The organism is Acidovorax sp. SUPP2539, from assembly GCF_030158975.1.
GTDB lineage: Bacteria > Pseudomonadota > Gammaproteobacteria > Burkholderiales > Burkholderiaceae_C > Paracidovorax.
Genome location: NZ_BQXJ01000001.1, coordinates 564,897 through 583,790, shown reverse-complemented (window position 1 = coordinate 583,790; position 18,894 = coordinate 564,897). Strand labels below are relative to the sequence as shown.

Genomic DNA, 18,894 nt, shown 5'->3' with positions numbered 1-18,894 from the left:
CCATGGATTATTATGGGTTGATGGCGCAATCACATCGACTCTGGACCATCACCCTGGCATGCGCCATGGTGACGGGAACTCTTTCTGCACAGGCGCAAAATTCGCCGGCACCGACATCGCAAGCTGGTCTTCGAGCGTCTCAGGAGTCTTCCAGCGATGCAGCCGCCGCACTCGATGCAGAATTGTTCTATGAAATCCTGCTCGGGGAGATCAGCACCACGGGGGGGGATCCCGGCACCGGTTATTCGCTCATGCTCGAAGCAGCCCGCCGCAGCGGCGATGGCCAGCTTTATCGACGGGCCGTCGAGATTGCCCTGCAATCGCGCTCGGCCGAATATGCGCTGGCGGCAGCGAGGGCGTGGAAAGGCGCACAGCCTCAGTCGCGCGAGGCCAACCGGTACGTGTTGCAGATCCTCATTGCACTCAATCGCATCGAGGAGACGTCCGACCTCCTCAAGCAGGAATTGGATCAATCGCCTGCGAATGACAGGGCGATGACGCTCCAGGCCATTCCGCAGTTGTACGGACGGGCCAGCGACAAGGCCATGGCCGCCAAGGTCGTCGAGCAGGCGCTGGCAGATCAGCTTAGCAACCCGGCATCCGGCCCGTCCGCATGGATCACCATCGGCCGAATGCGTCTGGCCGCGGGCGACAAGAAGGGTGGACTGGAAGCCGCACGCCAGGCCCAGACCATGGATGCGCCCGCCGAAGGCGTCGCCTTGCTGGCGCTGCAACTGCTGGAAGCCGGCGAGACAGAGGCCGAGCCATTGGTTGCCCGCTATCTGGCCGGGACACCCAAGCCGGAAATCCGCATGGTGTACGTTCGCACCCTGCTGGACTCACAACGCTATGCGGAAGCCTCCAAGCAGGCGGATCTGCTGACCCAGAGCACGCCGGACATGGCAGAAGCCTGGCTGGTCAAAGCCAGCCTGCACTTGCAGGCCAACCGCCTCGATGAGGCGTATGCGTCCCTGACGCAGTTTCAGAAACTCCTCGAGGCACTGCCTGCGAGCGATCCGCGCCGCAGCGCGATGACGCAGGCATTCCTGCTGCAAGCCCAGATCGCAGAAAAGCGGGGCAACCTGACGGAAGCGGAGGCTTGGCTGGGCCGGGTCGAGAACTCCGCAGAACTGCTGACGGTGCAAAGCCGCAGGGCATCCCTGCTGGCTCGCCAGGGCAAGTTGCCCGAAGCCCTGGCGCTCATTCGCGCGCTGCCTGCGAAGACGCCCCAGGAAGAGCGAATGAAGTTGCTCGCCGAGGTCCAGCTGCTGCGCGATGCACAGAAATACCGGGAAGCCTATGAAGCCCAAGCCAAGGCCGTTGCCTTGGCTCCGCAAGACAACGAACTCGTCTATGACCAAGCCATGCTGGCCGAAAAAGCGGGCTTGCTGGACGAGATGGAAAAGCTGCTGCGGCAGATCATTGCCCGCCAGCCCGACTACCACCATGCCTACAACGCCTTGGGATATTCATTCGCGGAGCGCGACATCCGGCTGCCGGAAGCCAAACAGCTGATTGCCAAGGCGCTGGAATACGCGCCCGGCGACCCGTTCATCATGGACAGTCTCGGCTGGGTCGAGTTTCGGCTCGGTAATCGGAAAGAAGCCGCGCGCTTGCTCGGCGATGCATTCAAGGCGCAGCCCGATCCGGAAATCGCGGCCCATCTGGGCGAAGTGCTGTGGTCGCTCGGAGAGCGCGATCGCGCGACATCTGTCTGGAAAGAAGGCCTGCGGCTGAACAAGGACAACGACACCCTGCGCCAGACTTTGAAGCGCCTGGGGGCCAACCCTTGATGCGGCATGCCGCAAGCGGTGTTCGCCGCGCAGATGCCAAAAGCGCCTGGCCTGCCTGGAGTACCTGGCTGGCAACGGTGGCCTTCTTGCTCCTCACGGGTTGTGCGCAGCACGCCCACTTGGCCACGCAGGATGCAGCGCCCAGCGATGCATGGAGCGGCCGGCTCTCGCTGCAAGTGGACGATCCCGCCGCGCAACCGTTGAACGCGGCATTCGAATTGCGAGGCGCCCCCGAACAAGGGGAACTGACGCTTCTCAACCCCTTCGGCAATGTGATGGCCAAGCTGGCGTGGTCGCCCGGGCTGGCCACACTAACCAACGGATCGGAAACGCGCCGATCCGACTCACTGGACGCACTGGTCCTGCAGCTGACAGGCAGCACGGTGCCAGTTTCCGCCTTGTTCGGCTGGCTCAAACGCGAACCCATCGCGGTCGATGGCTGGGAGGCAGAACTCGACGGCATGGACCGTGGCAGGCTCGTCGCTCACCGTCGCAGTCCCTTGCCGCACGCCACACTGCGCATTGCCCTGGACCGCTGACACCCATGCGGTCTTTGCACGATGTGCCGGCGCCGGCCAAGCTCAATCTTTTTCTGCACATTAACGGGCGACGCGCCGACGGCTATCACCTGCTGCAATCGGTGTTCATGCTGATCGATTGGTGCGACACGCTCCATTTCGAACTGCGCGAGGACGGCGGGATCACCCGGGAGGACCTGTCGGAGGCGTTGCCCCCACAAGACCTTTGCGTGCGCGCCGCCTCGGCCTTGCAGCTTGCCACCGGATGCACGCTGGGCGCACACATCGGCATTGAAAAGCGAGTTCCAGCGCAGGCGGGTATGGGGGGGGGGTCGTCCGATGCGGCCTCGACCCTGCTGGCCCTCAACCAATTGTGGAACCTGCAACTGACGCGTGGGGAACTGGAGCGCATCGGACTGTCGCTGGGCGCTGACGTGCCATTTTTTTTACGCGGCCATAACGCTTGGGTGGAAGGAATTGGTGAGACAATACGCCCGCTTGAGAAAGCGCATGCACTGCCAAGAACACAATTCCTGGTGGTCAAACCAGAAGCAGGATTGGATACGAAATCGATTTTTTCGCACCCTTCCTTAAAACGCGATTCTGGCTGTGCTACAATCTTAGGCTTTGCTGCAGCACACTACCAGTTTGGAAGTAACGATCTGCAGCCGGTTGCTCAGGCACTGTGTCCCGAGATCGGTCAAGCCCTTCAGTGGCTGGAATCGAAAGGGTTGCAAGGCCGAATGACTGGCTCGGGAAGTGCAGTGTTTGCGCAGATGCCACAGGCAGTGAACTTGCAAGACGCGCCCGGCGCGTGGCAAGTCAAGGCATGTGAAAATCTGATGATTCATCCTCTGGCAGGATGGGCCTCGGATCAGGATTTCGGTTGATTACTTTCAGTGATCGACCTGTGTAGGGGAGTCGCCAAGCTGGTTAAGGCACCGGATTTTGATTCCGGCATGCGAAGGTTCGAATCCTTCTTCCCCTGCCAAATACTTTCGCACACGGGCTTTTTTTTAGACTGCTGGGTCGCTCATGCAAGCCAATCACCCCGACTTCATGGTTTTCACCGGCAACGCCAATCCTGGGATGGCGGCGGACATTGCCCGGCACCTCGGCACCACGCTGGGTGCAGTGGACGTGGGCCGTTTCTCCGACGGCGAAGTCACTGTCGAAATCAAGCAGAACGTCCGTGCCCGCGATGTGTTCGTCGTGCAGTCGACCTGCGCGCCGACCAACGAAAACCTCATGGAACTGCTGATCATGGTCGATGCGCTCAAGCGCGCTTCGGCCGAACGCATCAGCGCGGTGATCCCCTACTTCGGCTATGCCCGCCAGGACCGCCGTCCGCGCTCCAGCCGCGTGCCGATCTCCGCCAAGGTGGTGGCCAACATGCTGCAGGCCGTGGGCGTGGCCCGCGTGCTGACGATGGACCTGCATGCAGACCAGATCCAGGGCTTCTTCGACATCCCCGTGGACAACATCTATGCCTCGCCCGTGCTGCTGGGCGACCTGCGCCAGAAACAATACGACGACCTGATCGTCGTGTCGCCCGATGTGGGTGGCGTGGTGCGCGCACGGGCCCTGGCCAAGCAGTTGAACTGCGATCTGGCCATCATCGACAAGCGCCGCCCGAAGGCCAACGTATCGGAAGTGATGCACGTGATCGGCGAGATCGACGGCCGCAACTGCGTGATCATGGATGACATGATCGACACCGCCGGCACGCTCGTGAAGGCCGCCGAAGTGCTCAAGGAACGTGGCGCCAAAAAGGTGTACGCCTACTGCACGCACCCCATTTTCTCGGGCCCGGCCATCGAGCGCATCGCCAAGGGCTCCGCACTCGACGAAGTGGTCGTGACCAACACCATCCCCTTGAGCGAAGCCGCCAAGGGATGCACCAAGATTCGCCAGCTCTCCGTGGCACCGCTGATCGCAGAAACGATCCAGCGCATCGCCAAGGGAGAGTCGGTGATGAGTCTGTTCTCGGACCAGGACAACCTTTTCTGATGACGTCCGCCCTCGGGGCGGAAGGGATGGCAAACCTCCTTCGGGAGGTTTGTTCGTTCGGGAACACAAGCAGGTCCGCTGCCAGGTGGCACGGGTCTTTTTCAACAGGGCCGAGCTGGTCGCGGCCGGCCCTCACAGGAGCTAACCATGAACTTCGTCGCTTTTGAGCGCGCCAAGCAAGGTACGGGTGCGAGCCGCCGTCTGCGCAACACGGGCAAGACGCCCGGCATCGTCTACGGCGGTGCCGCCGAGCCCCAACTGATCGAGATCGACCACAACGCGCTGTGGCACGCCCTCAAGAAGGAAGCCTTCCACTCCAGCGTGCTGGACATGGAAGTGGCCGGCACCACCTCCAAGGTGCTGCTGCGTGACGTGCAATACCACCCCTACAAGCAACTCGTGCTGCACATCGACTTCCAGCGCGTGGATGCCAAGACCAAGCTGCACATGAAGGTGCCACTGCACTACAGCGGCGCTGAAGAATCCGACGCCGTGAAGGTGGACAAGTGCCTGGTCAACCCCGTCGTGAACGAACTCGACGTGTCGTGCATGCCTTCGGACCTGCCCGAATTCATCGCCGTGGACCTGACCAAGCTGAAGAAGGGTGCATCGCTGCACCTGAAGGACATCAAGCTGCCCCGCGGCGTGAGCGCCGTGATCCGTGGCGGCCAGAACAACCCCGTTCTGGTGTCCGTGACCAACCCCGTGGTCGAAGTGGAAGCACCTGCTGCCGACGCAGCACCTGCCGCCGACGCCAAGGGCGGCAAGGGCAAGAAGAAGTAAGTAATCTTCTCCCCAACTGTCGCCGTCCCGGCGACAGGCGGAGGGCAACCTCCTGGCGGGCCGCGCTAGCGGCACCGCTCCGAACGGCCCACCTGCGTGGGCCGTTTTTCTTGGGCACACACGGATAATCGCGGACACCATGATCAAACTGTTTGTGGGCCTGGGCAACCCAGGGCCCGATTACGACGCCACCCGCCACAACGCCGGATTCTGGTGGATCGACGCGCTGGCCCGCGAACTGAAAACCACGCTGGTGCCGGACCGCAACTACTACGGCCTTGTCGCCCGCACGAACGTGCACGGGCAGAGCGTCTGGCTGCTGGAACCCCAGACCTTCATGAATCTCTCGGGCAAATCGGTGGCGGCGCTGGCGCGGTTCTTCAAGATCCAGCCCGACGAAATCCTGGTGGCGCACGATGAACTCGACATCGCCCCGGGCCATGTGAAGCTCAAGCGCGGCGGCAGCCATGCCGGCCACAACGGACTGCGTGACATCCATGCGCAACTGGGATCGGCGGATTACTGGCGCCTGCGCATCGGGATCGGGCACCCGGGCATCAAGGCGGAAGTGGCCAACTGGGTGCTCAAGAAGCCGTCGCCCGACCAGCGCACCCTGATCGAAGACAGCATTGCCCATTCGTTGAAGGCGCACCCGGCGATGCTGGCGGGCGACATGGAAAAGGCCACGCTGCTGGTGCACACGACCAAGCCGCAGCGCCCCAAGCCGCCACGGCCGGACGGCATTTAGCTATTATTTTGAAAGCTGCCCGCGCAATACCCTCGTGCGCGGGAGGCTGAAACGTCTGGATCAGGACGCCGCGCCCTGGGCCGCCCCGGCTTGCAGGCGCTCGTACTTCTGGAACAGGGTTTCGCGGCTTTCCACGTGCTGCGGGCTGACCGGAATGCAGGCCACGGGGCAGATCTGCACGCACTGCGGCTCATCGAAATGGCCCACGCACTCGGTGCACTTGGCCGGGTCGATTTCATAGATGGCCTCGCCCAGGTAGATGGCCTGATTGGGACACTCGGGCTCGCACACATCGCAGTTGATGCACTCGTCGGTGATCATCAAAGCCATGGCGATCTCCTGGCACAGGCCTGGGGCGCGCGAAAGGCCGCAAGGGCACGGAGGGCGGACGTCATGCCGGGATTATCCCCGCCCCGACAAGTCCCTGGCGCAGGCGGGGCGGTCTGCCCCCATACCCCATCCCTGCCCCGTCCCCGCGCGCACTGCGCCGTGCCCATCCGGACCCGCGCCGCAACGGGCACCGGTGGACCGCACGCGCCCCGCCTCCGACCGCCGCGCGGTGTTTGCCGCTATGCTGCACCCACACCGCCCTGCCCCTTTCGGCAGCCCGGACGCCTTGCGGCGCCCTTCCGATCCATCCCATGGGACCCTTCCTCCTCAAACGGCTGCTCACGCTCATCGCCACGCTGGCCGGGGCGTCGGTGGTCGTGTTCGTGGTGCTGGAGATCCTGCCCGGCAATGCGGCGCAGATGCTGATGGGGCCGGATGCCTCGCCCGAGGCCGTGGCCGCCCTGGCGACGAAGCTGGGGCTGGACCAGCCCGCGCTGCAGCGCTACGGCCACTGGGTGGGCGGGCTGCTCACGGGCCAGCTGGGCGACAGCTACGCCTACGGCACCCCGGTGCGGGACCTGGTTCTGGAGCGGCTGGCGCTCACCGTGCCGCTGGCGCTGATGGCCATGGCGATCACCACCGTGCTGGCGCTGCTGGCGGGCGTGTACGCGGCATCGCGCCACAACCGCTGGGGCGACGTGGGCGTGATGGGGCTGGCGCAGATCGGCATCGCCATTCCGAATTTCTGGTTCGCCATCCTGCTGATCCTGCTGTTCTCGGTGAAGCTGCAGTGGTTCTCGGCAGGCGGCTTTCCGGGCTGGACCGAGGACAGCGGTGGCAGCCCGCTCGAGGCGCTCAAGGCGCTGCTGCTGCCCGCGATCTCGCTGGCCGTGGTGCAGGCGGCGATCCTGGCGCGCATCACCCGCTCGTCGGTGCTGGAGGTGCTGCGCGAGGACTTCGTGCGCACGGCCCGCGCCAAGGGCCTGTCGCGCCGCGCGGCGCTCTGGGGCCACGTGCTGCGCAACGCGATGATTCCCGTGGTGACGGTGATGGGCCTGCAGTTCGCCAACCTGCTGGCGGGCACCATCGTGGTGGAGAACGTGTTCTACCTGCCGGGCCTGGGGCGGCTGATCTTCCAGTCGATCGCCAACCGCGACCTGATCGTGGTGCGCAACTGCGTGATGCTGCTGGCGGCCATGGTGATCGTGGTGAACTTCGTGGTGGACCTTCTCTATGCCGCCATCGACCCGCGCGTGAAAGCGAGCGACCTGTGATGCCCCCGTCCCCCGCCACGCCCTCCCAGCCCGTCCCGGCAGCGGGGGCCGCGCCGTCCGGCCTGCGCCGCGCGCTGCGCCACCGCAGCTTCGCCATCGGCGGGGTGCTGTCGCTGCTGCTGGTGCTGGCGGCGCTGGTGTCCTTCGTGTGGACGCCCGGCTCGCCCTACGACATGGACATGGAGGCCAAGCTGCTGCCCCCCTCGGCCGCGCACTGGCTGGGCACCGATGCGTTCGGGCGCGACGTGGCCTCGCTGCTGCTGGTGGGCGCGCGCAATTCCATCCTGGTGGGGGTGATCGCGGTGGGCATCGGCCTGTCCATCGGCACGGCGCTCGGGCTGCTGGCGGCGGCGCGGCGCGGCTGGGTGGAAGAACTCATCATGCGGATGGCGGACTTCACCTTCGCGTTCCCGGCGATTCTCTCGGCCATCATGCTCACCGCCGTGTTCGGGGCGGGCGTGGTCAATTCGATCATCGCCATCGGCATCTTCAACATTCCCACCTTCGCCCGGGTCACGCGCGCCTCGGCCAATGCCGTGTGGTCGCGCGAATTCATCCTGGCGGCGCGCGCCTGCGGCAAGGGCCCGTGGCGCATCACGCGGGAGCACGTGCTGCCCAACATCGCGGCGGCGCTGATCGTGCAGGCCACGATCCAGTTCGCGCTGGCCATCCTGGCGGAGGCCGCGCTGTCGTACCTGGGCCTGGGCACGCAGCCGCCGCAGCCGTCCTGGGGCCGCATGCTGAGCGAGGCGCAGACGCTGATGTTCCAGGCGCCGCTGCTGGCCGTGTGGCCCGGCGTGGCGATCGCGCTGGCGGTGCTGGGGCTGAACCTGCTGGGCGACGGCCTGCGCGACCTGCTCGACCCGCGCCTGTCGCGCCAGCGCTGACGCCATGGATCCCCACGCATCGCCCGCCATGCCCCTGCTCGAAGTCTCCGACCTGCACGTGCGGCTGCACACGCACCGCGGCCCGGCCGATGCCGTGCGGGGCGTGGGCTTCACGCTCGAACGCGGCGAAACACTGGGCCTGATCGGCGAGTCGGGCTGCGGCAAGTCGCTCACCGCCATGGCGCTGATGGGCCTGCTGCCGGACCGCGCCACCACGCGCGGCAGCATCCGCTTCGACGGCACCGAGCTGCTGGGCCAGGACGAGGCGGCGCTGTGCCGCATCCGCGGGCGCCGCATCGGCATGGTCTTTCAGGAGCCCATGACGGCGCTCAACCCCGTGCACACCATCGGCCGGCAGGTGGCCGAGCCGCTGCGGCGGCACCTGGGCCTGCCGGCCGCCGCCGCGCGCGCGCAGGCCGTGGCGCTGCTGGATCGCGTGGGCATTGCCCGCGCGGCGCAGCGCTTCGATGCGTTCCCGCACCAGTTCTCGGGCGGGCAGCGCCAGCGCATCACCATCGCGATGGCGCTGGCCTGCGGGCCGGACCTGCTGATCGCCGACGAACCCACCACCGCGCTGGACGTGACGGTGCAGCAGCAGATCCTGGGGCTGATCGGCGAACTGGTGGCCGAGCGCGGCATGGCGCTGATCCTGATCTCGCACGACCTGGGCGTGATCGCGCAGAACGTGGACCGCATGCTGGTGATGTACGGCGGCACGGTGGTGGAGCGCGGCCCCACGGCGGCAGTGTTCTCGGCCATGGCCCATCCCTACACGCGGGGGCTGTTCGCAGCCCGCCCGCGGCTCGATGCGGCTGCGTCGGGAAGGGATGCCCACGGTGCGCGCGTGCGCCTGCCCACCATCGCCGGCACGGTGCCGGAACTGGTGGACCTGCCGCTCGGCTGCCCGTTCGCGGGCCGCTGCGGCTTCACGGTGCCCGCGTGCTACCCGGCCCTGCCGGCGCCCGTGCCGCTGGGCGACGGCCATTCGGCCCGCTGCATTCGCCTGGACGCGGTGGCGGAAGCGGCGCAGGAGGGCCGGGCATGACCTTGGATGACACTATCAAAAACATAGCAACCACGGCAATCAGTACTAGGGCACAGGACCGATTCGACCCCAAAGAGCCCCCCCTGCTGCAGGCCACCGGCCTGGTGCGCGAATACGCCCTGCCGCGCGAGCGCCTGTGGTCGCCGCCGCCCACGGTGCGGGTGCTGGACGGGGTGAGCCTGTCCATCGCCGCCGGCCGCAGCCTGGGCGTTGTGGGCGAATCCGGCTCGGGCAAATCGACGCTGGCGCGGCTGGTGATGGCGCTCGATGCGCCCACCGCCGGCAGCGTGCACCTGCTGGGCCGCGACCTGCACGCGCTGCCGGCGTCCGAACTGCAGGCCGCTCGGCGCGATTTCCAGATGGTGTTCCAGGACCCCTACGGCTCGCTCGATCCGCGCCAGACGGTGGCGCGCATCGTGGCCGAGCCGCTGCAGGCACTGCCCGCCACGCCGCGCACGGCGAAGGTGTCGCGTGCCGAGCAGCGCGAGCGGGCCGGCGAGGCGCTCGCCCAGGTGGGCCTGCGCACAAGCGACCTGGACAAGTACCCGCACGAGTTCTCGGGCGGGCAGCGCCAGCGCATCGCCATCGCGCGCGCGATCGTCACGCGGCCGCGGCTGGTGGTGGCCGACGAGCCGGTGAGCGCGCTCGACGTCTCGGTGCAGGCGCAGGTGCTGAACCTGCTGCAGGACCTGCAGGAGCGCTTCGGCATCACCTACCTGCTCATCAGCCACGACCTGGCCGTGGTCCATCACCTGTGCGATGAGGTGGTGGTGCTCTACCAGGGCCGCATCGTGGAGCGCGGCACGCCCCAGGCGCTGTTCACCCAGGCAGAGCACCCCTACACCCGCGCGCTGGTGGCCGCCGTGCCATCCATCGAACCCGGGCGGGCGCGTGCGCCAGCAGCGCGGCGCCCCCCGGCCGGGCCCGGGGTGTAGTAAAAAGCCTGTTGGCCGCCAAGGGCGCGCGCCGCCGGCCGATCCACCCCGCCGATCCGATGCCGCCGCCCGCCCCCTCGCCTTCCGTCCCGCCCCTGGTCTGTTCCTATCCGGAGAATCCGCCCATGCTGAACCGTCGCACCGTCCTCGCCACCGGCGCCCTGGCCACCGTGCCGCTCGCAGCGCCCCTGCAGGCGCTGGCCCAGGGCAAGAAGGACGCCGTCACCCTCGCCATGACGCTGGAGCCCCCGGGGCTGGACCCGACGGCCGGCGCGGCCTCGTCCATCGGCGAGATCACGCTGTACAACGTGTTCGAGCCGCTCACCAAGATCAACGCGGACGGCAGCGTCTCGCCGCTGCTGGCCGAAAGCTGGGAGGTCTCGCCCGACCTCAAGACCTACACCTTCAAGCTGCGCGGGAACGTCAAGTTCCACAACGGCGCGCCGTTCAACGCGGCGGCCGTCAAGTTCTCGTTCGAGCGCGCGGCGGGCGACAAGAGCACCAACAAGGACAAGCGCACCTTCGCCAACCTCACCACGCAGGTGGTGGACGACCTCACGGTGGTGGTGATCAACAAGGACATCGACCCCGACCTGCTCTTCCTGCTGGGGCAGGCCACCGCCGTCATCGTGGAGCCGGGCAGCGCCGACACCAACGCGACCAAGCCCGTCGGCACCGGGCCGTACCGGCTGGAATCGTGGAGCAAGGGCGCCTCGGTCACGCTGGCGCGCTGGGACGGCTACCGCACGGCGAACGCGGTGCACATCCGCCGCGCGACCTTCCGCTTCATCTCGGACCCGGCCGCGCAGGTGGCGGCCCTGATGGCGGGCGACGTGGACGCGTTCCCGCGCGTCACGCCGCGCAGCGTGGCGCAGTTCAAGGCCAACCCGCGTTTTCAGGTGATCGTGAGCGGCTCGCGCGCCAAGACCATCCTGGCCATCAACCAGCAGAAGAAGCCGCTGGACGACGTGCGGGTGCGCCGCGCCATCGCGGCCGCCATCGACCGCAAGGCCGTGATCCAGGGCGCCGGGGACGGCCTGGGCGTGCCGATCGGCAGCCACTACGTGCCGGGCGCCTTCGGCTACCTGGACACCACCGGCATCAACCCCTTCGACCCCGAAAAGGCGAAGAAGCTGCTGGCCGAGGCCGGCGTGAAGACGCCGCTGGAGCTGACCATGACGCTGCCGCCCACGCCCTACGCGCGCCAGGGCGGCGAGGTCATCGCGGCGCAGCTGGCCAAGGTGGGCATCGTCGCCAAGCTGCAGAACGTGGAGTGGGCGCAGTGGCTGAGCGGCACCTACGGCAACAAGAACTACGACCTCACCCTCATCTCGCACGTGGAGCCGTTCGACCTGGGCAACTTCGCCAAGCCCGACTACTACTGGGGCTACAACTCGCCCAAATTCAACGCGCTGTACGAGCAGATCAAGAACGCCGCCCGCCCCGCCGACCGGGCGCGCCTGCTGGGCGATGCGCAGCGCCTGCTGGCCGAGGATGCCGTGCATGCCTTCCTCTACCAGCCGCAATGGGTCACGGTGGCCAACAAGAACCTGCGCGGGCTGTGGAAGGACATGCCGATCTTCGTGAACGACCTGTCGGCGATGTCCTGGGCCTGAGTGTGAACGAGCCCGTCATGCCCCAGGCCGCCTCCACAACGCCCGCATCGTCCGCCTCATCCGCACTGCACGACCTGCCCGCCCACGCCCTGCTCGACGCCTACCGCAGCCGCCCCCTGTCCCCGGTGGAGGTCACGCAGTCGGTGCTGGACCACATCGCCCGGTGGGAGCCCCACCTGTGCGCCACCTACCTGCTGCGCCCCGAAGCGGCCCTGGAGCAGGCCCGCGCGAGCGAGGCGCGATGGCTGCGCGGCGCCCCGCAGGGCCTGCTGGACGGCGTGCCCGCCACCATCAAGGAAAACATCGCCACCGCGGGCGACCCCACGCCGCTGGGCACGGCCGCCACGGTGCTGGTGCCGGCCCCGGCCGATGCCCCGCCGGCCGCGCGGATGCGCGAGGCCGGCGCGGTGATCGTGGCCAAGACCACCATGCCCGACTACGGCATGCTGTCGTCCGGTCTGTCGAGCTTCCATGCGCTGGCGCGCAACCCGTGGGACCGCTCCAAGGGCCCGGGCGGCTCCAGCGCCGGCGGGGGCGCGGCCGCGGCGGCGGGCTACGGGCCTCTGCACATCGGCACCGACATCGGCGGCTCGCTGCGCCTGCCGGCCAGCTGGTGCGGCATCTTCAGTTTGAAGCCCAGCCTGGGCCGCATCCCCATCGACCCGCCCTACACCGGCCGCGCTGCCGGCCCGATGACGCGCACCGTGGCCGACGCCGCGCTGATGATGCAGGTGCTGAGCCAGCCGGATGGGCGCGACAGCATGGGCCTGCCGTTCCAGCCCATCGCCTGGGGCGATGCTGCGCGCGGGCCCGAGCGGCTGCGCGGGCTGCGCCTGGGGCTGCTGCTGGATGCCGGCTGCGGCCTGCCGGTGGACCCCGAGGTGCGCGCAGCCATCGAGCAGGCCGCGCGCTGGTTCGAGGCGGCGGGCGCTCACATCGAGCCCATGACACCGTTCATGACGCAGGGGATGCTCGACGGCATGGACCATTTCTGGCGCATGCGCTCCTACACCGACCTGCAGACCCTGCCCGAGGAGCGGCGCGCCCGCGTGCTGCCCTACATCCGTGCCTGGGCCGACAGCGCAGCGGGCCTGTCGGGCACCGAAGTGTTCCACGCCAGCCAGCAGTTCCACGCGACGCGCGTGGCCACGGTACAGGCCTGCGGCGCGTTCGACTACGTGCTCTCGCCCGTCGCACCCCTGCCCGCCTTCGCGGCCGAGCTGCCCTCGCCCACCGACGACCCGCTGCGCCCGCTGGAGCACATCGGCTTCACCGTGCCGTTCAACATGTCCGAGCAGCCCGCCGCCTCGGTGAACTGCGGGTACACGGCCGCGGGCCTGCCGATCGGGCTGCAGATCGCCGGGCCGCGCTTCGACGACCTGGGCGTGCTGCAGGTCGCCCATGCCTTCGAGCAGATCCGAGGGCCGCAACGCCCCTGGCCCCAGCCCCCCGGGGCCTGAAGGCTGCGCCCACGGGCGCGCCTTCAGGCCCATGTCCTTTCAACGCCTGCCCTGCTTTCCTTCACCCCCGTTTTCCCGACACCACGGCCCGACCCCGCACATGGACACCTTTCTTCTGGCGATCCTGATCGCCACCGGCACCTAAGCCCTCAACGCCCGCCAGCAGCGCCGGCGCATCGCGCTGCTGGCGCGCCACCTGGCCAATTACCAGATCGAGAAGCTGATGGAGAACCTCACCGAGGGCTACCTGCGCGCCCTGGGCGAGAGCGAGCCGCAGCGGCGCGACCAGATCTGGAGCCTGCTGACCACCACCGAATCGCAGCTGACCGACCAGTTCAACCGCTTCACGGCCGAGTTCTCGCGCCTGGACCCGTCGCTGACCCGCGTGAGCCGCATCGCGGTCGGCCTGCCGTTCGCCCACCAGCTGTTTCCATCGGCCGCGTTCGACATGCGCAGGGCCCTGCTGGTGCACGCCCAGGGCATCGACCGCGCGGTGCGCAACGAAGCCGGCCGCGATGCGCGCGACAAGGCCTTCACCCTGTCGGCAGAGCTGTTCCTGATGCAGCACACCTGCCACTGGTTCTGCAAATCGAAGACCGTCGCCTCGGCCCGCATGATGGCGCGGCACCAGACGCCTTACGACCAGCTCGTGGCCTCGGTGTCGCCGGAGACGCGCAAGGCCTATCTGGCGCTGGTCAACGGCTGACCGCCCTCATCGTCCACACCCCGCCCCCCCCCCGCCATCGCCCATGCCGACCGCGCCCGCCGCACCGCCCCCTGCCGCTCTGGCGCCGCGCGCGGCCTGGGGCATGCTGCTGGCACTGGTGTCGGGCTTCGCGCTGAGCCAGGCGTTTCGCACCATCACCGCGATCATCGCCACGGGCCTGCGGGCGGAGTTCGGGCTATCGGCCGCGGCGCTGGGCGCCTTCGCCGGGGCCTTTGCGTTCGCCTTCGGCACCATGCAGCTGTTCATGGGCATCGGGATCGACCTGTACGGCGTGCGGCGCACGCTGCTGGCGGCGTTTCCGCTGGCCATCGCGGGCGCGCTGCTCTCGGCGCTGGCGCCGGGCTATGGACTGGTGCTGCTCGGGCAGGCGCTGATCGGCGTGGGCTGCGCCCCGGCCTTTTTGGTGTGCACCGTGTTCATCGCGCGGCATTTTCCGGCCCAGCGGTTCGCGGTGGTGTCGGGCGTGGCCATGGGCGTCGGCGGCCTGGGCATGCTGTTCACGGGCACGCCGCTGGCCTGGCTGGTGCAGCACGCGTCGTGGCGCTGGGGGTTCGGCGTGCTGGCGGGCCTGGCCGCGCTGGCGTGGCTGCTGATCTTCTGGAAGGTGCACGAGCCCGCGCGGCCGCACGCTGACGGCGCCCCGCGCGAATCGGTGGGCGCCGCCGTGCGTGGCTTCGCGGCGCTGTTCCTGCTGCCGCACACGGCAGGCATCGTGCTGCTGGCGCTCAACACCTATGCATCGTTTCTCGCACTGCGCGGGCTGTGGCTGGGGCCGCTGCTGATCGAGCGGCACGGCTTCTCGCTGGTGCAAAGCGGCAACGTGGCCGTGGTGGTGTCGCTCGTGTCGCTCTTCAGCCCCGCGCTGTTCGGGCGGCTGGACCCGGGCCCCGCGCGGCGCCGGCGCTGGATCGCCGGGTTCACCGGCGTGCTGGCCCTGGTGTTCCTCGCCATCGGCCTCGTGCACCAGGCTTGGCTGGACGTGGGCGGCGCCATCGGCGTGGGGCTGCTGTCGGGCTACATGGTGCTGCAGTACGCCGACGTGCGCTCGGCCTACCCCGCCGCGATGACGGGCCGAGCCATGGCCGTGTTCACCATGGCGATGTTCCTCGGCGTGGCGCTGATGCAGTGGCTGACCGGCGTGGCTGCGGCCATGGCAGCGGCGCACGGCGTGGAGCCATACACGGCCGTGATGCTGACGATCGCGGCGCTGCTGGCCGCCGGCGTGCTGGCGTTCCTGCGGCTGCCAGCGCCGGTGCACGCCTGAGTGGGAGGGCGCGGCCGGCCACTGCGCCGCAGGCCGCAACCGGGCTTCAAGCCCAATCGGCCTCCAGCACAATCGACACTATGGCATTCCGCTATAAATTCAATAGCACACCAAAGGAGCTTGCGCTGCCTACCGGATGCGCCATTCACCGTCCACCAGCGCCCGGGCCCGCCGGTCGATGGAGTCATTCACTTTGGCCTTCGCCTTTTTAGACTCCTGCATCGCTTTCGCTTCGCTGATGACGCCCTTCTCCGCTTTCTCGAACTGCGCCATGGCCAGTTTGGTCGCGGCTTCCTGCTTGGCTTTTACCTTGACGTCGTGCATGGAAATGTAGGCCCGCAGCGGTGCCCACATGTGCGTCAGGCGAGGATCGAGCAGGTCTCTTTCGTGGAGAAGCTCTTCGCGCGACATGCCCAGACCGGGATTGAGAAGAGCGCCTTGCAGCATGGCAAGCGCCGCGCTCGGGTCTTGCGTATGCATGATCTTGTGCTCCAGCATTTTGGAGAACCCGGTTTTGACGTCGCCCAACACGGCCGGGCCGTCATGCACCTGCGTCACGCCATCGGCATCCACGGCCTTGAGTGTGTGTTCGCTCAAAAACTGGTCGAAGCTGCTTCGAAACCCGGCAGACGCGATGGCCTCGGCCACGATCTGATCCAGAAGGGCCCTGTCCTCCCGCGTCAGCGGTCGGCCCAACATCACCGCGTCGTGGGACAGCCCCGCCCTCCACTTGTCAAAGCGCGCAGTCAGGTCGGGGTCGATGCGCTTGAGCTCACGCCGGAGTTCAGCCCCTTGGTTCCGCGATGGCCCAGCCTGCCCGGTCGCGGGCGTGGTCGGTGGCCGCGTCCTCGCTGCGGGCGCCTGCGCCGCTTGCCGTGCGGCCTGGGGGTGGCGGATTTGCTGCAATTGGCCGCGCAAATGATCGGGCACCTTGATGACGCAGTTGGCGGGCAACCGGGCCAGGGACTGCGGGAGGGCCTGCAACGCCGTGCCCTCCAAGTCCAGGGTGTGCAGGTTGGAAAGGTCTCCCACGCTGTCGGGCAAGCGCGCCAGCTTGGCATTCCCTTTCAGGACCAATGTCTGGAGCCCCTGCATGTCGCCGATGTTTTCGGGCAATTCCCGGATATGCCGAGAGTGCGACACGCTCAATTGCGTCAGGTGGCGCAGTTCGGTGATGCTGTCTGGCAGGCTCGAATACTCCCCGCAACCCAACTCGAGCGTGCGCAGGCTTTGCATGCGCCCCAAGTCCAAGGGAAGTTCTTTCAATGAATTCCCGGTCAATTGCAGGGTGTGCAAGTTGGGGAGGGCCGTCAGCGACGCCGGCAGGCTCTCCATCTCTTGGTTGGTGGCCAGCTTCAGATGGCGCAACTGGCGAAGCTCACCCAGGGTTTCAGGCAGCGAGGTCAGCCCGGTGTTGGTCAGCGACAGCTCTTGCAGGCCTTGCAGCCGTCCGATCGCATCGGGCAACGTCTTGGCAGGAAGGCCCCATGCCACCACGAGCCTGGAGCTTTCTCCCGTGGCCACGCGGCGCATCGCGGTGGCCACCGCTTTCAAGACATCCTGTGTCGTGTCTCTGTCTTCAACGTCATCGTAGAAGTCGACGTAGCCATTCACCTTGTCTGCCAGCAGCAGGCTGCGCTCGAGCCAGTCGTCGATATCGCGCACCACGCTGCTGGCCAGGGCAGCCGACGAGGTCCCCGCCGCTGCGGCCGGATGCAGCGGCGAACGCGGCGGTGAACTGGAAGCGCGCCCAACCACAGAGCTTCGGGGCGCCATGGTGCTTTCCGCCTGGGCATTTTCACGACGCCGCGCGGTCAGCGGACTGCCAGAGCCTTCGGCTGCACGGGAAGAACCGCGTGGCGGCGTGTTCTCGGCAGGTGCACGTTCCGTTGGACCGGTTCGGGGACGGGAATGGAAAAGGCGATGGATGGTGTTGAACATGGAGGTGCGCCAAAGGCTTGGCGGCTTTGAAGTTCCAGCGCACCTCAGGCTACTTTCCGTCAAGCGCAATCGCTGCGCAAAAACCGAAAAGGTCACAGCGCTGCGCGAACCGACTTCCTGGCGTGATGCCAACACGGGGCGTTGACGGCGCGCCGACGCCCTGTCGCCAGGATCGGCACACCGGAGGCAAGCCCGCATCCGCGCACCGCGTCGGTGGAGGACTTCAAGCCCAATCGGCCTCCAGCACAATCAACACTAGGGCATATCGCTATAAATTCAATAGCAAACTACAAGGAGCTGGCGCTGGAGCCATCGCCCCGGTAAAGCCAGGGCACGTCCAGCAGGCGCTCGCCCAGCAGCCGCAGCGAGGCATCGCGCGCCCAGCGCACCGGGCCGGTGGCGTGGAAGATCCGCCCGTTGCGCGTGGAGCGCGCCTGCACCCGGGCGTTGCGCTGCCAGCGGTTGAGGGCGTAGCGGCGCAGGCGCAGGGGCACGTCGAGGTCGTGCATGGACAGGGCGCGCTGCAGTTCGGCGGCGTCCTCGATGGCCATGCCGGCGCCTTGTGCGAGGTAGGGCCGCATGGGGTGCGCGGCATCGCCCAGCAGGGCCACACGGCCGCGCGCCATGCCGTCGGCGCCGCGCAAGGGCGGACGATCGCACAGCGGCCACAGGCGCCAGCCGCCGCCGGCGTCGGCCACGCCGCTCACCGCCTGCTGCAGCGCGGGGCAGGCACCGCGCAGCGCCGACGCCAGTCCGGCGGCGTTGGCGGCGTGGTCCCAGCCCTCCAAGTCGTCCGGCGCCGGCCCTTGCACGATGACGACCAAGTTCTGCAGTTCGCCCCGGCGCACCGGGTACTGCACGGCATGCAGGCGCGGTCCCAGCCATGCGGTGACCTGGCGGGTGCGCAGCACGTCGGGCAGGGAGTGCTGCGGCACCAGCGCGCGGTAGGCCAGGTGCCCCGTCACGCGCGGGCGCGCGTCCCCCAGCAGCGCGGCACGCGTGCGGCTCCACAGGCCATCGGCGCCTACCAGCGCGTCGCCTTCCACCTCCTTGCCGCGGCTGGTGCGCACGGTGACGACGCCCTCGGCATCGGAGAAATGGTCGATGGCGTGGGCCAGCGAGATCTGCGTGTCGGTGTACTTGGTGACGGCGGCGAGCAGCAGCCCGTGCAGGTCGGCGCGGTGGATGGTGGCGTAGGCCGCGCCGTAGCGCGCCACGGCCGTGGGCCCGAGGGGCAAGACGGCCAGTTCGGCGCCGCTCAGCGCGCTGCGCACCTGCAGACGCTCCGGGAACGCGGCCACCGACTGCAGCCGGTGCTGCAGGCCCCAGGCCTGCAGCCGGCGCACGACGTTGGGGCCGAGCTGCACGCCCGCGCCCACTTCGCTGAAGGCCTCGGCGCGCTCGTACAGCCGCACGTCCCATCCCGCCCGGGAGGCGCCCAGCGCCGCCGCAAGCCCGCCGATGCCGCCGCCGGCGACCAACACCTGTTGTTTCTGCATGCGGACGATTGTGCCCGCGGCAGGGCTGGCACCCGCAGGGCACAGATCAAGGAAGAAGCGATCC

The 18,894-nt window shown here is 67.9% G+C and carries 17 protein-coding genes and 1 tRNA gene; 15 read left to right on the top strand and 3 right to left on the bottom strand.

Annotated features, from left to right (window positions below; genetic code table 11):
* Positions 1 to 2: 2 nt before the first annotated feature.
* From AVTE2539_RS02690 to pth, 7 genes are all read left to right on the top strand, one after another.
* Positions 3 to 1,793 (top strand): tetratricopeptide repeat protein, encoded by a 1,791-nt coding sequence (locus AVTE2539_RS02690; protein WP_284408262.1) that lies wholly within the window; start codon positions 3 to 5, stop codon positions 1,791 to 1,793.
* 119 nt (positions 1,794 to 1,912) lie between these two features.
* Positions 1,913 to 2,332 (top strand): lipoprotein insertase outer membrane protein LolB, encoded by a 420-nt coding sequence (locus AVTE2539_RS02685; protein WP_284402291.1) that lies wholly within the window; start codon positions 1,913 to 1,915, stop codon positions 2,330 to 2,332.
* 5 nt (positions 2,333 to 2,337) lie between these two features.
* A complete protein-coding gene (ispE, locus tag AVTE2539_RS02680; RefSeq protein WP_284408261.1) occupies positions 2,338 to 3,201 on the top strand; it encodes a 4-(cytidine 5'-diphospho)-2-C-methyl-D-erythritol kinase in 864 nt (287 codons plus the stop codon).
* A 24-nt stretch (positions 3,202 to 3,225) separates the two neighbouring features.
* Positions 3,226 to 3,302, top strand: a tRNA-Gln gene (locus AVTE2539_RS02675).
* A 44-nt stretch (positions 3,303 to 3,346) separates the two neighbouring features.
* Positions 3,347 to 4,321 carry a ribose-phosphate pyrophosphokinase gene (locus tag AVTE2539_RS02670; protein ID WP_272548852.1) on the top strand — a complete coding sequence of 325 codons (975 nt, stop codon included), beginning with the start codon at positions 3,347 to 3,349 and terminating at the stop codon, positions 4,319 to 4,321.
* 147 nt (positions 4,322 to 4,468) lie between these two features.
* Positions 4,469 to 5,104 carry a 50S ribosomal protein L25/general stress protein Ctc gene (locus AVTE2539_RS02665; RefSeq protein WP_272564888.1) on the top strand — a complete coding sequence of 212 codons (636 nt, stop codon included), beginning with the start codon at positions 4,469 to 4,471 and terminating at the stop codon, positions 5,102 to 5,104.
* A gap of 139 nt (positions 5,105 to 5,243) precedes the next feature.
* Positions 5,244 to 5,852: an aminoacyl-tRNA hydrolase gene (pth, locus tag AVTE2539_RS02660; RefSeq protein WP_284408260.1), complete on the top strand. Its 609-nt coding sequence runs from the start codon at positions 5,244 to 5,246 to the stop codon at positions 5,850 to 5,852.
* Positions 5,853 to 5,912: 60 nt separating this feature from the next.
* On the opposite strand, the gene AVTE2539_RS02655 is transcribed toward pth, so the two are convergent.
* A complete protein-coding gene (locus tag AVTE2539_RS02655) occupies positions 5,913 to 6,182 on the bottom strand; it encodes a YfhL family 4Fe-4S dicluster ferredoxin (RefSeq protein ID WP_284408259.1) in 270 nt (89 codons plus the stop codon).
* Positions 6,183 to 6,493: 311 nt separating this feature from the next.
* Here AVTE2539_RS02655 and AVTE2539_RS02650 point away from each other — a divergent pair, with 311 nt between their 5' ends.
* The 8 genes from AVTE2539_RS02650 to AVTE2539_RS02615 all read left to right on the top strand — a co-directional run bounded on the left by AVTE2539_RS02650 (position 6,494) and on the right by AVTE2539_RS02615 (position 15,390).
* The gene (locus AVTE2539_RS02650) at positions 6,494 to 7,456 is read left to right on the top strand and encodes an ABC transporter permease (protein ID WP_272548856.1); all 963 of its coding nucleotides are present in this window, start codon (positions 6,494 to 6,496) and stop codon (positions 7,454 to 7,456) included.
* The gene (locus AVTE2539_RS02645) at positions 7,456 to 8,343 is read left to right on the top strand and encodes an ABC transporter permease (protein ID WP_284408258.1); all 888 of its coding nucleotides are present in this window, start codon (positions 7,456 to 7,458) and stop codon (positions 8,341 to 8,343) included. Before AVTE2539_RS02650 ends, AVTE2539_RS02645 begins: the two co-directional genes overlap by 1 nt.
* A gap of 28 nt (positions 8,344 to 8,371) precedes the next feature.
* Entirely contained in the window at positions 8,372 to 9,388 is a 1,017-nt protein-coding gene (locus tag AVTE2539_RS02640; protein WP_284408257.1) for an ABC transporter ATP-binding protein, read from the top strand.
* Positions 9,385 to 10,323: an ATP-binding cassette domain-containing protein gene (locus AVTE2539_RS02635; protein WP_284408256.1), complete on the top strand. Its 939-nt coding sequence runs from the start codon at positions 9,385 to 9,387 to the stop codon at positions 10,321 to 10,323. Before AVTE2539_RS02640 ends, AVTE2539_RS02635 begins: the two co-directional genes overlap by 4 nt.
* A gap of 125 nt (positions 10,324 to 10,448) precedes the next feature.
* The gene (locus tag AVTE2539_RS02630) at positions 10,449 to 11,939 is read left to right on the top strand and encodes an ABC transporter substrate-binding protein (protein ID WP_284408255.1); all 1,491 of its coding nucleotides are present in this window, start codon (positions 10,449 to 10,451) and stop codon (positions 11,937 to 11,939) included.
* A 17-nt stretch (positions 11,940 to 11,956) separates the two neighbouring features.
* Positions 11,957 to 13,399: an amidase gene (locus tag AVTE2539_RS02625; RefSeq protein ID WP_284408254.1), complete on the top strand. Its 1,443-nt coding sequence runs from the start codon at positions 11,957 to 11,959 to the stop codon at positions 13,397 to 13,399.
* A 175-nt stretch (positions 13,400 to 13,574) separates the two neighbouring features.
* Complete coding sequence (locus AVTE2539_RS02620) at positions 13,575 to 14,105, top strand: hypothetical protein (RefSeq protein ID WP_284409397.1); 531 nt, start codon at positions 13,575 to 13,577, stop codon at positions 14,103 to 14,105.
* A 43-nt stretch (positions 14,106 to 14,148) separates the two neighbouring features.
* A complete protein-coding gene (locus AVTE2539_RS02615) occupies positions 14,149 to 15,390 on the top strand; it encodes an MFS transporter (RefSeq protein ID WP_284408253.1) in 1,242 nt (413 codons plus the stop codon).
* Between the two features lie 129 nt (positions 15,391 to 15,519).
* On the opposite strand, the gene AVTE2539_RS02610 is transcribed toward AVTE2539_RS02615, so the two are convergent.
* A complete protein-coding gene (locus tag AVTE2539_RS02610) occupies positions 15,520 to 17,331 on the bottom strand; it encodes a leucine-rich repeat domain-containing protein (protein WP_284408252.1) in 1,812 nt (603 codons plus the stop codon).
* Between the two features lie 287 nt (positions 17,332 to 17,618).
* Positions 17,619 to 18,830 carry an FAD-dependent monooxygenase gene (locus AVTE2539_RS02605; RefSeq protein ID WP_284408251.1) on the bottom strand — a complete coding sequence of 404 codons (1,212 nt, stop codon included), beginning with the start codon at positions 18,828 to 18,830 and terminating at the stop codon, positions 17,619 to 17,621.
* Between the last annotated feature and the right edge of the window lie 64 nt (positions 18,831 to 18,894).

What these genes read in the sequence shown, in the direction of transcription:
- AVTE2539_RS02690 (WP_284408262.1), top strand. Translation starts at nt 3, where the DNA reads ATGGATTATTATGGGTTGATGGCGCAATCACATCGACTCTGGACCATC.
- ispE (WP_284408261.1), top strand. Translation starts at nt 2,338, where the DNA reads ATGCGGTCTTTGCACGATGTGCCGGCGCCGGCCAAGCTCAATCTTTTT.
- AVTE2539_RS02670 (WP_272548852.1), top strand. Translation starts at nt 3,347, where the DNA reads ATGCAAGCCAATCACCCCGACTTCATGGTTTTCACCGGCAACGCCAAT.
- AVTE2539_RS02665 (WP_272564888.1), top strand. Translation starts at nt 4,469, where the DNA reads ATGAACTTCGTCGCTTTTGAGCGCGCCAAGCAAGGTACGGGTGCGAGC.
- pth (WP_284408260.1), top strand. Translation starts at nt 5,244, where the DNA reads ATGATCAAACTGTTTGTGGGCCTGGGCAACCCAGGGCCCGATTACGAC.
- AVTE2539_RS02655 (WP_284408259.1), bottom strand. Translation starts at nt 6,182, where the DNA reads ATGGCTTTGATGATCACCGACGAGTGCATCAACTGCGATGTGTGCGAG.
- AVTE2539_RS02650 (WP_272548856.1), top strand. Translation starts at nt 6,494, where the DNA reads ATGGGACCCTTCCTCCTCAAACGGCTGCTCACGCTCATCGCCACGCTG.
- AVTE2539_RS02645 (WP_284408258.1), top strand. Translation starts at nt 7,456, where the DNA reads ATGCCCCCGTCCCCCGCCACGCCCTCCCAGCCCGTCCCGGCAGCGGGG.
- AVTE2539_RS02640 (WP_284408257.1), top strand. Translation starts at nt 8,372, where the DNA reads ATGCCCCTGCTCGAAGTCTCCGACCTGCACGTGCGGCTGCACACGCAC.
- AVTE2539_RS02635 (WP_284408256.1), top strand. Translation starts at nt 9,385, where the DNA reads ATGACCTTGGATGACACTATCAAAAACATAGCAACCACGGCAATCAGT.
- AVTE2539_RS02630 (WP_284408255.1), top strand. Translation starts at nt 10,449, where the DNA reads ATGCTGAACCGTCGCACCGTCCTCGCCACCGGCGCCCTGGCCACCGTG.
- AVTE2539_RS02625 (WP_284408254.1), top strand. Translation starts at nt 11,957, where the DNA reads ATGCCCCAGGCCGCCTCCACAACGCCCGCATCGTCCGCCTCATCCGCA.
- AVTE2539_RS02615 (WP_284408253.1), top strand. Translation starts at nt 14,149, where the DNA reads ATGCCGACCGCGCCCGCCGCACCGCCCCCTGCCGCTCTGGCGCCGCGC.
- AVTE2539_RS02610 (WP_284408252.1), bottom strand. Translation starts at nt 17,331, where the DNA reads ATGTTCAACACCATCCATCGCCTTTTCCATTCCCGTCCCCGAACCGGT.
- AVTE2539_RS02605 (WP_284408251.1), bottom strand. Translation starts at nt 18,830, where the DNA reads ATGCAGAAACAACAGGTGTTGGTCGCCGGCGGCGGCATCGGCGGGCTT.